This is a genomic window from Anaerococcus marasmi, from assembly GCF_900290195.1.
GTDB lineage: Bacteria > Bacillota > Clostridia > Tissierellales > Peptoniphilaceae > Anaerococcus > Anaerococcus marasmi.
This window is the reverse complement of sequence record NZ_OLMF01000004.1, coordinates 1708544-1721048: the sequence shown is the minus strand read 5'-3', so window position 1 is coordinate 1721048 and position 12505 is coordinate 1708544. Positions and strand designations below refer to the sequence as shown.

Sequence of the window (12505 nt, the reverse complement as noted above, 5' to 3'; positions counted from 1 at the left end):
AATATTCCTATAGAAAAGAGGTTAGAATGAAAAAAGATAAGTCGATAATTTATAAGGCAAGTCTTATCATAGGACTTGTGATTTTTGTAATATCCTTCGCCTTTAGATATTCCTACATAGATATCCTAGGCTTTGATAGGCCGCTTAAGCTTGCAAGTTTTATCCTTATGGCCTTGGGACTAATAGGAAGCATAAGCGCCTTGATTGATGGGGTAAACAAGGACTTCGCCCATCCCATAATCCTCCTCCTTATTCTTAATGTTGTGATGGTCTTCACCTACCCAATCCTCCTTGGAGCAGAGACTTTCATCACCCATCCTACAAATCCCTACGAAGATAAGTCTCCCGATAAGGGCCATAGCACCAGCAGAAGAGATGATGCTAGCTTTATCATAGAAGGTGAAATCTATTCTATGCCAGTTAAGCTAAAAGACTTCACAGACAGGGGATTTTCCTACAAAATAAAAGAAGATGAAGAAGGAGGCAAAAGCGCCAATATCAGAAGACTTGGAGAAAGTACTAAGAAAAAACCGACCTGGTTTACTGATGGAGAAGTCAAAGATGCTTTCAAGGAATTTTATCTCTTAGAAGCCTTTTTTGAAGAGTCTGATATTAGTGAAGAGACTCCAATTACTCACTTAAAGGCTTCTGTTATCAATAACAACAGGGACTTTGAGGTCATGGGTATCAAGCTTGAAGATTCCATAGATGATGTAGTGAAGAATTTCAAAGATAAAATAAAAGAAGATCCAGGAAATAAAGAAAATCCTAGCAAGAAATACTATCTAGAGACAAAAGATTCCTACAAAATTACCCTAACTTCCCTCAAAGGAGTGATCCAATCCATAGAGATTAGTAAAATCGATTAACATAAAAGGAGCAAGCCAAATCCACGCTTACTCCTTTTAAATTAAATATTTAGTTTTGCTTCAATAGCTTCCTTATCAAAGCCAACTATATCTTCTCCGTCGATATTAATAACTGGTACTCCCCTGTAGCCCTTGCTTACAAGGTAATCTACAGCGTCCTTATCCTTGTCGACATTGTATTCAGTAAATTCGATTCCTTTTTCGTTGAAATATTGTTTTGCTGCCTTACAGAAAACACATGTATTTGATGTATAAATTTTAATATCTGCCATATTCTCCTCCGTTCTCTCCCTATATATACCCATTAATTATAGGGTCTCAATAGTTTTTGTCAAATTTATAAAATCGTCCAAGGACAAGTTCTCTGCCCTCAGGTTATTTTTTATACCCAATTTATCGAAGGCTAATCTTAATTTTTCTTTTTCGACAACATCTGAGAGGGAATTTAGAATAGTCTTTCTTCTCTTGTTAAAGCCCGCATGGACTAGGGCAAAAAGTTTCTTTTCATCTACATCGTCTCTGTATTTTCTAAGATTTAGCTTAAGGACAGTCGAGTCAATCTTAGGTTGAGGCATAAATACTGACTTAGGAACATTAGTTATCTTTTCTGCATCTGAGTAATATTTGATAAAGACAGAAAGAGAAGAGTAGTCCTTACTTTTCTCATCAGCAAGCATCCTATCTGCCACTTCCTTTTGGACCATAATGGTCATGTCCCTACAAGGGAGGTCAGCTTCTATAAGTTTTTCTATGATAGGAGTCGTTATATAATAAGGGAGATTACTTACTACTTTGAAGTCTTCTCCAGCTAACTCTTCTTCTATGATTCTTCCAAGGTCGGCCTTTAGGATATCTTCGTGAATTAGTTTAAAGTTATCAAACTCTTCCATATTCTCTTCTATAATTGGAATAAGAGAACTATCAATCTCGATTGCTAATACCTTCTTTGCAGTCTTTGCCATCTCGTAGGTGATTGTTCCAATTCCCGGTCCGATTTCTAGGACGTTGGTGCCTGAAACATCTGCTGCATCTACGATTTTTTCTACGAAATTTTTATCTATCAAGAAGTTTTGGCCCAGAGATTTGGAAAATCTAAAGTTATATAGGTCTATTATGTCTTTTACAACTTTGGGTGAGTATAATTTTTTCATAAATTGTCTACCGCCCTTTCAAATTCTTCACGACTTATGCCAAAGGAGTTGAGCTTGGAGAGAAGTTGCTTGGAATTATAATAGCCAATGCCTAAAATATCGCCCAGCTTTTCTCTTCTCTCTTTGGAGCCTTTTCCAAAAGAGAGGTCGTTTTCTATCAAGTCTGTCATGGTGAAAGTCTCTACCCTCTCTTTGGTCTCTGCCTTGGCCCTTCTTAGGGCTTCGATTATAACATCAGGCTCTGCATTTTCTACGCCGAGGTCGTTTTTTTTGATAGCCTTTTTCCTGTCGATATAGGCATGCTTGGCATTTGGTATGTGCTTTGCAATCCTTGATCTAATCTTTTTTCCTGCATAGTCTGGATCTGTTAGGATGATTATCCCACATCTTTTATCAACTTCCTTAAGTCTTTCGATTAAATCTTTTCCAAAAGCAAGGCCATTGGTTGCAATCATCTCGCAGTCAACCGCTCTTTTGACATTTGCTATATCATCTTTTCCTTCTACTACTATAGTTTCTTTTATCATAAGCCGAAAAATTCCTCTGCATTTTTGCTAGTTCTCTTTTCAAGTTTCTTAAGCTTCATTCCCCTAAGCTTAGCTATCTCCCTTGCGACTTCTATAATCTTTCTAGGATCATTTCTAAGCCCCCTGTAAGGCTCTGGAGTAAGGTAGGGACTATCTGTTTCAAGCATTAGTCTATTGATATCGACATGACTTGCGGCAAGCTTTTCATTTTCTCCGTTGGAAAAGGTCACAACCCCTCCGATTGAAATAAAAAATCCAAGGTCCATATACTTATCCAAAAGCTCTAAGCCTTCTGAAAAACAATGGATTTGGACCTTAAGGTCCCTAAAGTCCTTTAGAATCTCGTAGGCATCTTCTCCCACATCTCTTGTGTGAACAACTACAGGAAGATTGAGTCTTCTTGCCATTTCTAATTGTTTAATGAAGACTTCCTTTTGCTCGTCCTTATTGTCATCTCGCCAGTAATAATCAAGGCCTATTTCGCCTATGGCTACAACTTTTGGATTTCGGGCAAGATTTTCTATTATCTCTAGGTCATTATCTCCCAATCTTGAAACTTCTTCGGGATGGATTCCTACTTGGGCGTAGAAATTGTCAAATTCTCCTGCAAGCTCTACTGCCAATTTGGAATCTTTGACATTGCATCCTGGATTTATTACTGCCTTTACATTAAAATTTGACAGGTCTCTTAGTATAAAGAGCCTGTCATCATCAAAGGCCTCATCTGTAAGATGGGCGTGAGTATCTATTAGAGCCATTAGCTTACCCTTGCTCCTGGCTTTAAGTCTTCTAGGGTTGATAGGAGGGATAAGTCATCGTCAAAGTCTGCTGCAAGAAGCATGCCTTGAGATTCGATGCCACGCATCTTTCTTGGAGCAAGATTTCTTACGACGATTACGTTTTTACCTACTAAATCTTCTGGAGCATACCATTTCTTGATACCAGAAATTATTGTTCTTGGCTCATCTTCTCCTATGTCTACCTTAAAGACTAAGAGCTTATCTGCATTCGGATGGTCTTTCGCTTCTAGGATCTTACCTACAACTAGGTCGACTTTGGTAAAGTCTTCGAAGTCTATATATTCTTCCTTAGATTCCTTAGATTTTTCTTCATCTTCCTTCTTATTCTTATTCAGTCTTTTCTCAATAAGGGCACCATTCGCCTCGTGAAGCTTAACAAGTTCCTTGTCTATATCAAGTCTATCAAAAAGATTTGCTCCCTTACTTACCCTAGCTCCTTCTTCAAGAAGGCCAAACTCTCCTGCTGATTCAAAGCCCTTATTATCTGTACCGATTTTTTCTAGGATTGTAGCAGTTGTGTTTTTCATAACTGGCTCGATTAGTTGGGCTACTATTCTGATAGTTTCAGCGAGATTATATAAGACTCTGTCGAGTCTTTCTTTATTGGCTTCGTCACGGCCTAAGATCCATGGCTCAGTTTCGTCTACGTATTTGTTGGCACGACGAATTAGGGTCCAAACAGCTTCAAGAGCAGCGTTAAAGTTAAACTCATCCATTAGCTTGTTAAACTTAGTGTAAGTTTCTTTAGCAAGACCAATAAGCTCATCATCAAAGCTATCTGATACTGTTCCCTTTCTTACTTCTCCACCATTATATTTATCAATCATTGATGTAGTTCTTGATACTAGGTTACCTAGGTCATTTACTAGGTCAGAATTATATCTTTCCATGTATTTTCTAGCTGAGAAGTTGCCGTCAGAGCCGAAGTTAAACTCACGTAGCATGTAGAATTTGAGGGCATCTACCCCATAAAGGTCTACGAGTGGTTCTGGATACATGATATTTCCCTTAGACTTACTCATCTTATCATTGTCGAAAAGAATCCAACCATGGGCAAATACCTTCTCTGGAAGTGGAAGATCTAAGGCCATTAGTAGGGCTGGCCAGATTATTGTATGAAATCTTACAATATCCTTTCCGATTAGGTGAACTCCAGCAGGCCAGTATCTTTCAAATTTAGCCTTATCAGTTCCATAGCCAATGGCAGAAAGATAGCAAGAAAGAGCATCAATCCAAACATAAACTACGTGCTTGTTGTCAAATGGCACGTCTACTCCCCAATCAAAGGAATTACGAGTTACAGATAAATCTGTAAGGCCTTTTCCGATAAAATTGTTAAACATTTCTTTTTGTCTAAATTGAGGTTCTAGAAATTCCGGGTGGTCTTTGAATAATTCTTTTAATTTATCTTCGTATTTTGAAAGTCTAAAAAAGTAGGTTTCTTCTTCTTGATATTCAACATCTCTTCCGCAATCAGGACATTTACCATCAACTAATTGGGACTCAGTCCAAAAGGTCTCGCAAGGTGTACAATAATATCCCTTGTACTCTCCCTTGTAGATATCTCCCTTCTCGTAAAGTTTGGTAAAGATTTCAGCGACATCCTTTTCGTGTTGGGCCTCGGTAGATCTTATAAAGCTATCATAGTCGATTTCAAGCTTTTCCCAAAGCTCTTTTGTCTCTTCCGCTATGATATCGACAAACTTTTGAGGACTAGTACCAGCATCTAGGGCTGTTCTCATGATCTTTTGTCCGTGTTCGTCTGTTCCTGTAGTTAAGTAGGCATCAAAGCCCTTTAAGTTTTTATATCTTTTAAGCACATCTGCTATGACTGATGTGTAAGTATTTCCGATATGCAAGTTAGAATTTGGATAATATATCGGTGTTGTAATGTAATAAGCTTTCTTCTCTGTCATAATAGTCCTTTCTTAATCTTTCGATTATACTAGCTTTATGATACTTCAAATCATGCCAAAAATCATTTTTGAGGATTATTATTATCAAATACTTATCAAATTCGTAATTTTCGGGTATAATACGAAAATATCGTATTCATTAGAAAATATGTTTACATTTACATAAAAAAAGGAGGAAGAATGGATTTTATATTAAAAGTGGCTGACTTTATGTGGGCAAACGTTATAGGCTATGTGCTTTTGGCAGTAGGACTCTACTATTCCATAAGGCTAGGCTTCCCACAATTTAGACATGCACGCTTAATCAAAAAAGTAATCAAAAAGAATCTTAAGGCAAGCGACGGAGTAAGCGGATTCGCAGCCCTTGCCACAGCGGTAGGAGGACAAGTTGGAACAGGTTCTCTTGTAGGAGTTGCTACAGCCATAAGTCTAGGTGGACCTGGAGCAGTATTTTGGATGTGGATTACAGCACTTTTGGGTATGGTAATCACATTTGCAGAAACTGTCCTGGGACAAATCTACAGGGTAAAGATCGAAGATGGGTCTTACAGAGGAGGACCAAGCTATTATGTACAATTCGGTCTTAAGTCTAGGTTTATGGGAATAATCACAGCTTTTTTTTACATCTTGGGAGTGGGTCTTTGTATAGCCTTTATGCAATCAAACTCAATAAGCCAAGCCTTTACAGGAGTTGTTGATCTAAACCCAATTATCCCAGGAATTGTCGTTACAATAGCAGCCTTTATCATCACAATCGGTGGAGTTAAAAGACTTACTGACTTTTCTTCAAAGGTCGTTCCGGTAATGGCTCTTGCTTATATAATAGTAGTTTTGGTTATTATCTTTACTAACATAAGTAAGTTCCCAGCTGTTTTAGGAATGATTTTTAAAAGTGCCTTTAAGCCTCAGGCAGCCCTCGGAGGAATGGTAGGCCACACTGTTATGGATGCCTTTAGACAGGGTGTAGCGAGAGGTCTTTTCTCAAATGATGCAGGAAATGGTATCGCAGGAATCATGCATGCAGCAGCAGACGTAGACCACCCAGCAGAACAAGGATTTCTTGGAATGTTTGGTACCTTTGTTACTACAATCATAATCTGCTCCCTATCAGCCTTCGCCCTACTTCTAACAGGAGTTGTAGGCAATCCTGATAGTGGTGTAGGAATCAATCTCGTCCAAGATGCCTTCCAAAGTATATTGGGAGTTCCTGGAAGATGGCTAGTGTTTTTCGCCATGCTAATGTTTGGCTTTACAACCCTTATAGCAGACCTATTCTATGGTGAGAGTAATGTAAGGCTAATCTTTAAAGACAAATACAAAATCCCTCTTTGGATCTATAGGATTATTGCCTTCATCATGTTTTTGGTGGCAACTCAAATGGATCTTGAGCTCGTATGGGGCTTTATAGATGTCTTTGTAGGAATAGTAGTCTTTATCAACGTTATAAGCTTATTCTTCCTATTTAAGGATGTAAAAGGAATCTTAGATGACTACCAAAATCAACTTAAAGAAGGAAAAGAAAATCCAGTTTGGAAAAGAGATAAAGAATACCATCTATAAGCTAAGGCAGGCCCCATATATTTGGGGCTTGCTTTTAAGTTTTAGACCGTGTATACTGTATAAAGAATAAAACTTACAATGAAACCCAGTAGTTGTCCTTAGGGATAGCGAATTACACTTCATTTTGTTTAAGACCTGCCTAGAGTCTATCCTGGGCGCTGAGTATAAAAAAAGCTGGTACCGCATTCGTTGCGCTTTTATGCTCTTTTTTTGTACCTAATTTTAAGATATAGAAAGGATGTTAGATGAAATTTACTTACGAAAAAGAATACGACAATGTCTTCGATGAGCTTATAGATCGTGGCTACTACGAACAAGCAACTAACGAAGAGGAACTTAAGAAATTACTCAAGGAAGAATCAGTTAAATTCTACTGCGGCTTCGATGCTACAGCAGATTCTCTAACCGTGGGCCATCTTATCCAAATTATGGTAATGATGCGTATGCAAAACTACGGCCACAAACCTGTTGCCCTTCTAGGTGGAGGAACTACCCTAATAGGAGACCCTTCAGGTAGGAGCGATATGAGAAAGGTCATGACAGAAGAGATGATTGATCACAATGCGGAGTGTTTCTACAATCAATTCCAAAGATTCTTAGACTTCTCCGAAGGCGGAGCTACTATGCTAAACAACAAAGACTGGCTCCTTGACCTAAACTTCGTTGAGTTTCTAAGAGATGTGGGAAGCGAGTTTTTGGTTAATGAAATGATCAAAAAAGACGCTTACAAAAATAGAATGGCTGCAGGTGGTCTTACATTTTTCGAATTCTCCTACATGCTACTCCAATCCTACGACTTCCTTAAGATGTACAGAGAAGATGGGGTAAGACTTGAAATGGGTGGATCTGACCAATGGTCCAACATCATAGGCGGGGTTGACCTAATCAAAAAGCACGAAGACGGCCAAGCTTACGGCATGACCTTCTCCCTCCTTACAACTGCAGATGGAGTGAAAATGGGTAAATCCCAAAAGGGAGCTGTATGGCTTGATGAAAAGAAGACCAGCCCTTACGAAATGTATCAATACATGAGAAATGTGGACGATAGGGACGTAGAGAAATTCCTCCTACAGCTTACCTTCCTTCCAACAGATGAATGCAGGAAGCTAGGCTCTGCGAAAGACGCAGCTGAAATCAACAAGGCCAAAGAAATCCTAGCCTACGAAGTAGTAAAACTAGTTCATGGCGAGGAAAAGGCAGATGAAGCAATAGCAGCAGCTAAGGCCCTCTTTACCGGAAAAGGCGACGAAAGCGCAATGCCAACAACACAAATTGCAAAATCAGACCTACCAAAGGGACTTCTAATCCTCATGACTGAAACAGGTCTCACCAAATCAAATGGTGAAGCAAGAAGAATCATCAAGCAAGGTGGAGTTTCTATCAATGATGAGAAAGTAGCCGATCCAAGTATAGAAGTTACAGAAGACCTCTTCGAAGATGGAAGAATAATAATCAAAAAAGGTAAGAAAAACTTCCACAAAGTTGAACTTGTCTAGATAAGAGCAGGTCTTGGGTCTGCTCAGAGAGTAGACAAAGTAGCTTTAATTTAAATTTATTTTATAGTTAAGTTACCCTTATCTCGACTAGTTAAATGTGCCTTAACTGGCACATTTAACCCTAAAACAAAAAGCTAGACATATACACTAGTATTTTCTGATATGTTTTAGTGTGAGTGAAACGAACGCATGGAGACTAACTATCGGAAGTCAAGTCGAAAATTAAAAAATTAACAAATTAAAATTCATAAAAAGTTGAATAAAAACTTAATTTATTCATCAAGAATTGACTTCCGTTAGGTTAAATAACGAATTATTGGCATGACAAATAAGCTATCGTTTTTGATAGCTTAAAATTTTCTTTAAATTTCATATCTTTTTAGGACGTTTGGCTTACAAATTTCTGATTTGTATTTAGAAGGTGAAATATTACTCTAGTTAATTTCCTGGCTACGTGTGTCAAGGCTACGTAATGGTGTTTACCTTCATTTTTCTTTTTCTCATAGTAAATCCTAAATATTTCGTCATTTTGGCATATTAAAAATGCGGCTATGAATAGAGCATCTCTTAAGTATGAACTACCTCTTTTGCTCATACTACTATAGTTTGAATACATTGTTCCTGATTGACTGATTGATGGGTCTAGACCTGCATAAGCCAATAGTTTACTAGGATTATCAAACCTTTCTATGTTGCCAATCTCAGATATTATACTAGGGCCTATCTCAATGCCTATCCCTGGTATAGTCATTATTGGGCTATCTAAATAATCTAAGAGTGGTTTGATTTGCTCATTAACTTCATTAATTTGTTCTTTTAGGAATTCTAATGCTTTGATATCTTGAACTAATCTAAAAGATACTGCAACTGAATTAATTCCTATTGATTTTCTTGCAGATTCTCTGATTTCTATTGCCTTGTCTTTAGAGTGACTTCCTTTAGAAGCTTTTTTAATTATGTTGCTTAACCTTGTTAAGTTTGCCTTAGCAATCTTATCTGCAGATGGATATTCTTTTAATACCTCTAGAGTGTATTTACAAAATACATCATTGCAGATGCTACTTAATTCAGGAAATACTAAATCTAAGTGGCTTACAATAGCATTCTTTAACTTAACCCTATCACTTTTTAAAGAAGATTTGTATCTAGTTAGTGACTTAAGTTCGTAATTATGATACAATTCATTGTGAGTAGGATTAGAGTCAGTAGCTCTTAGAAGCTTTGCAATGAAGAAAGCATCAACCTTATCGGTTTTTGTATTTCTAAAACTATCAGCCTTTCTGTAAAGACTAGTTTGATAAGGGTTAAAGAAATGAATGTTAAAATTCAAATCTAGTAGAAATCTTGAAAGATTGAGATGATAGTGACCGGTGGATTCTAATCCTATTCTAATTTTATCCTTATCAAAATCAGAAAGTTTTTTTAGTAAAAAATCAAAACCATCTCTTGAATTCTTAATTTCAAAATGACACCCTTTATCAAAATTATCCTCAACAGCAAGATAGCAGTTATGCTTAAATTTAGAAACATCAATACCCAAATAGATCATAGAAAACTCCTTTAAAATTATTGTTGTGCTTCCACATAAGTTATGTCTCGTATCCTTGTACAATAAATCGTCTAGCGATATCTAACTAATTAACAAAAAAACATAGTTATGTGGTTGTAGTCTCCACGAAATAGTCAAAGCTATAGAGATCTCACACATTCCACAACACTATGTTTAATGTATAGTATTCCATTGTTTTTTCCATAGAATGACTATAGTTATATGATACAAGAGATCTCATTAGATTTCTCCACTCACTCCGTTCGGTCGAAATAAGGGTAATTTCGATTTTGTCTACAGTCTGAGCAGGCCTTGGGTCTGCTTTTTTAGTAAGATAAGAAATAAAATATTTAATAAATAAAGGATAAAAATGACAGAAAAAGAAAAGATGCTAAAAGGCTTACTCTATGATGCAAATTATGACAAAGAGCTTGGAAGTGAAAGGCTAAAGGCCAAGGACCTTTGCTTTAAATACAATACGACTCTTCCCTCAGATGAGGAAAGCTTAAGAAAAATCATCTGCGAACTTAAGATTAAAACTAAGGGAAACTTCTTCCTTACCCCTCCCTTTAGTACCATAAATAGTGTAAGAAAGAAATTAATTTCTATCTTGCACTATTTTTGTATAATGAAGATGTAGTATGACGACCGTCTTTTAGGGTTTAAACATCCGCCAATAAAACTGTCATCTATCTCTTCATTATTCATATTCGGTTAAGCAGGTTGGGCAAAAAGTCCGTGTCACGAGCTAAAATGAGTGTAATGGTGCAGGTAGGAACTACAAATTAAAAGAAAGAGGGTAATAAAATGATATCTATAGGAATAGATATAGCAAAAGAGAAGTTTACAGTCTGTGCACTAGAACAAGGTAGCAAAATCATTTGGAAGCCTTTTGATGTCCATCTTAAGAAAACAAAAGTAGAAGAATTTTTAAAGAAACTAGATTCATTAAACGAAGAAGTAAAAATAATCATGGAAGCAACAGGTAAATACCATCTTCCAATCCTCTATGAATTAAAAGACAAAGGATACTTTGTAACTGTGGTAAACCCTTTGAAAATGAAACAGTTTTGTCGAGTACTTAACTTTAGAAAAGCAAAAAATGATAATATAGATGCCATACAAATAGCAGAATATGGCTTGATGTACTGGAAAGAATTACAAGAATACAAAATAGATTCAGAAAATTTCAGAGTCCTAAAAGAATTAAACAGATCCTATCAGCACTATATGGACTTAAGAATAAATCAAATGAACTTCATAGACCAAACAATAAGTCAAACATTTCCAGGAATAAAGAAATTAATTCCACACGCGTCAGGAGACTTTTCAAAAGATAAACTATTAGACTTCTTAGAAAGATGGTGGCATAAAAACCTAGTATTAGAAAAAACAGAAGAAAAATTCATAGAAGATTTTAAAAACTGGGCAAAAGAAAAGAGATACCATCCTAATGCTGATAAAGCTAAATCCATATACAAGCTCGCAGAGGAAAGTATCTCAACTCAACCTTCTAATAGCTCATATATAAAGACTAGCATACAAGAAGGAATAGAATTGATAAAACATATAAATCAAATTCTACATACTATTTTATCACAAATGATAGAAATTGCCGAGCCCCTAGAAGAATATCAAGAAGCAAAAAAATTCTCAGGAATATCAGATAAATTAGCAGTACAAATCACAGCAGAGTTTGGAGACTTATCAAAATTCAAAAATAAAAAAAGTTTAATATCTTTTGTAGGAATAGATTCACCACCATATGAATCAGGGAATTTTAAAGCAGACCAGAGAAAAATAACAAAAAGAGGCAATGCAATACTAAGAAAAGTAGGTTACCAAGCTATGAAATGTATGATGAGTGCAAAAGATCCTGAAAATGAAATATATCTGTATATGGTAAAAAAAGAAAACGATGGAAAAGCGAAAAAAGTATGTAAATTTGCAGGATTAAATAAATTCTTAAGAATATACTATGCAAAAGTTATGGCATCAAAACAAGAAAAGAAGTTGTTAAAAGTAGCCTAGAATTAAGAATGCAATAGTAAAAAAACAAGCCGATAGTAACCGGTTTATTTGGTATGCTCAAATTTAAACTCTAATTAACAAGGAGAAATACAAAATTAATTTGCTTTTCTCCTTGACTTTTGTTAGCAGGTTTTATTGTGACTATGGTTATAACATATCTGTGGGAGAGAATTTCTATGCCAATCATAATCTCATTATACTTGACGGAAACAGAGTAAGATTTGGCGACAATGTCTTTATCGCTCCCTCCTGCACCTTTTCTACAGCAGGTCATCCTATCGATAAGGAAAGAAGAAATAAAGGGCTTGAATACGCCCATCCTATAACAGTAGGCGATGATGTGTGGTTTGGGGCAAATGTCACAGTCCTACCTGGAGTTAAGATTGGATCCAATGTAGTTATAGGAGCAGGAAGCCTTGTAAATAAAGACATCCCAGATAACTCTCTAGCCTTTGGCAATCCTTGCAAAGTAATCAGGGAAATTACAGAAAAAGACCTGGAAAATCTCTGGGAATATAAGAAAAATCATGGTTTGGAAGAATAGTTTTCCAAAAAAATAGAATCATAATTATATCGACATTTGATGAAATATACGAGTAGCTTCGG

Annotated in this window: 12 protein-coding genes; 6 read left to right on the top strand and 6 right to left on the bottom strand. The window is 36.4% G+C overall.

Translation table 11 applies throughout. The features are described 5' to 3' along the window. The first annotated feature begins 26 nt into the window (after positions 1-26). Complete coding sequence (locus C7D97_RS08715; protein ID WP_105301656.1) at positions 27-869, top strand: hypothetical protein; 843 nt, start codon at positions 27-29, stop codon at positions 867-869. A 41-nt stretch (positions 870-910) separates the two neighbouring features. On the opposite strand, the gene C7D97_RS08710 is transcribed toward C7D97_RS08715, so the two are convergent. The 5 genes from C7D97_RS08710 to metG are packed head-to-tail and all read right to left on the bottom strand — an operon-like array spanning position 911 to position 5263. Further along, entirely contained in the window at positions 911-1141 is a 231-nt protein-coding gene (locus C7D97_RS08710; RefSeq protein WP_105301655.1) for a glutaredoxin family protein, read from the bottom strand. Between the two features lie 36 nt (positions 1142-1177). Then, the gene (gene rsmA, locus C7D97_RS08705) at positions 1178-2020 is read right to left on the bottom strand and encodes a 16S rRNA (adenine(1518)-N(6)/adenine(1519)-N(6))-dimethyltransferase RsmA (RefSeq protein WP_105301654.1); all 843 of its coding nucleotides are present in this window, start codon (positions 2018-2020) and stop codon (positions 1178-1180) included. Further along, entirely contained in the window at positions 2017-2547 is a 531-nt protein-coding gene (gene rnmV / locus C7D97_RS08700; protein WP_105301653.1) for a ribonuclease M5, read from the bottom strand. Before rnmV ends, rsmA begins: the two co-directional genes overlap by 4 nt. Continuing rightward, positions 2544-3305: a TatD family hydrolase gene (locus C7D97_RS08695; protein WP_105301652.1), complete on the bottom strand. Its 762-nt coding sequence runs from the start codon at positions 3303-3305 to the stop codon at positions 2544-2546. Before C7D97_RS08695 ends, rnmV begins: the two co-directional genes overlap by 4 nt. Beyond that, a complete protein-coding gene (metG, locus tag C7D97_RS08690; RefSeq protein ID WP_105301651.1) occupies positions 3305-5263 on the bottom strand; it encodes a methionine--tRNA ligase in 1959 nt (652 codons plus the stop codon). The genes C7D97_RS08695 and metG overlap by 1 nt, the downstream gene beginning before the upstream one ends. A gap of 180 nt (positions 5264-5443) precedes the next feature. On the opposite strand from metG, the gene C7D97_RS08685 reads away from it, so the two are divergent. Both C7D97_RS08685 and tyrS read left to right on the top strand, forming a co-directional pair. After that, positions 5444-6823, top strand: coding sequence for an alanine/glycine:cation symporter family protein (locus C7D97_RS08685; RefSeq protein ID WP_105301650.1), 1380 nt, complete (start codon positions 5444-5446; stop codon positions 6821-6823). A 245-nt stretch (positions 6824-7068) separates the two neighbouring features. Continuing rightward, positions 7069-8319: a tyrosine--tRNA ligase gene (tyrS, locus tag C7D97_RS08680; RefSeq protein WP_105301649.1), complete on the top strand. Its 1251-nt coding sequence runs from the start codon at positions 7069-7071 to the stop codon at positions 8317-8319. Positions 8320-8698: 379 nt separating this feature from the next. On the opposite strand, the gene C7D97_RS08675 is transcribed toward tyrS, so the two are convergent. Beyond that, complete coding sequence (locus tag C7D97_RS08675; protein WP_105301648.1) at positions 8699-9868, bottom strand: IS110 family RNA-guided transposase; 1170 nt, start codon at positions 9866-9868, stop codon at positions 8699-8701. Positions 9869-10238: 370 nt separating this feature from the next. Between C7D97_RS08675 and C7D97_RS08670 the strand changes: the two genes are divergently transcribed. From C7D97_RS08670 to C7D97_RS08660, 3 genes are all read left to right on the top strand, one after another. Next, positions 10239-10508 (top strand): maltose acetyltransferase domain-containing protein, encoded by a 270-nt coding sequence (locus C7D97_RS08670; protein ID WP_240308903.1) that lies wholly within the window; start codon positions 10239-10241, stop codon positions 10506-10508. A 167-nt stretch (positions 10509-10675) separates the two neighbouring features. Then, positions 10676-11899 carry an IS110 family RNA-guided transposase gene (locus tag C7D97_RS08665; RefSeq protein ID WP_105300322.1) on the top strand — a complete coding sequence of 408 codons (1224 nt, stop codon included), beginning with the start codon at positions 10676-10678 and terminating at the stop codon, positions 11897-11899. A gap of 112 nt (positions 11900-12011) precedes the next feature. Continuing rightward, entirely contained in the window at positions 12012-12443 is a 432-nt protein-coding gene (locus C7D97_RS08660) for a sugar O-acetyltransferase (protein WP_240308902.1), read from the top strand. The last annotated feature ends 62 nt before the right edge of the window (positions 12444-12505 follow it).

Coding starts and splice junctions, on each gene's coding strand:
- tyrS (WP_105301649.1), top strand. CDS start 7,069: ATGAAATTTACTTACGAAAAAGAATACGACAATGTCTTCGATGAGCTT.
- C7D97_RS08695 (WP_105301652.1), bottom strand. CDS start 3,305: ATGGCTCTAATAGATACTCACGCCCATCTTACAGATGAGGCCTTTGAT.
- rsmA (WP_105301654.1), bottom strand. CDS start 2,020: ATGAAAAAATTATACTCACCCAAAGTTGTAAAAGACATAATAGACCTA.
- metG (WP_105301651.1), bottom strand. CDS start 5,263: ATGACAGAGAAGAAAGCTTATTACATTACAACACCGATATATTATCCA.
- C7D97_RS08670 (WP_240308903.1), top strand. CDS start 10,239: ATGACAGAAAAAGAAAAGATGCTAAAAGGCTTACTCTATGATGCAAAT.
- C7D97_RS08685 (WP_105301650.1), top strand. CDS start 5,444: ATGGATTTTATATTAAAAGTGGCTGACTTTATGTGGGCAAACGTTATA.
- C7D97_RS08710 (WP_105301655.1), bottom strand. CDS start 1,141: ATGGCAGATATTAAAATTTATACATCAAATACATGTGTTTTCTGTAAG.
- C7D97_RS08665 (WP_105300322.1), top strand. CDS start 10,676: ATGATATCTATAGGAATAGATATAGCAAAAGAGAAGTTTACAGTCTGT.
- rnmV (WP_105301653.1), bottom strand. CDS start 2,547: ATGATAAAAGAAACTATAGTAGTAGAAGGAAAAGATGATATAGCAAAT.
- C7D97_RS08675 (WP_105301648.1), bottom strand. CDS start 9,868: ATGATCTATTTGGGTATTGATGTTTCTAAATTTAAGCATAACTGCTAT.
- C7D97_RS08715 (WP_105301656.1), top strand. CDS start 27: ATGAAAAAAGATAAGTCGATAATTTATAAGGCAAGTCTTATCATAGGA.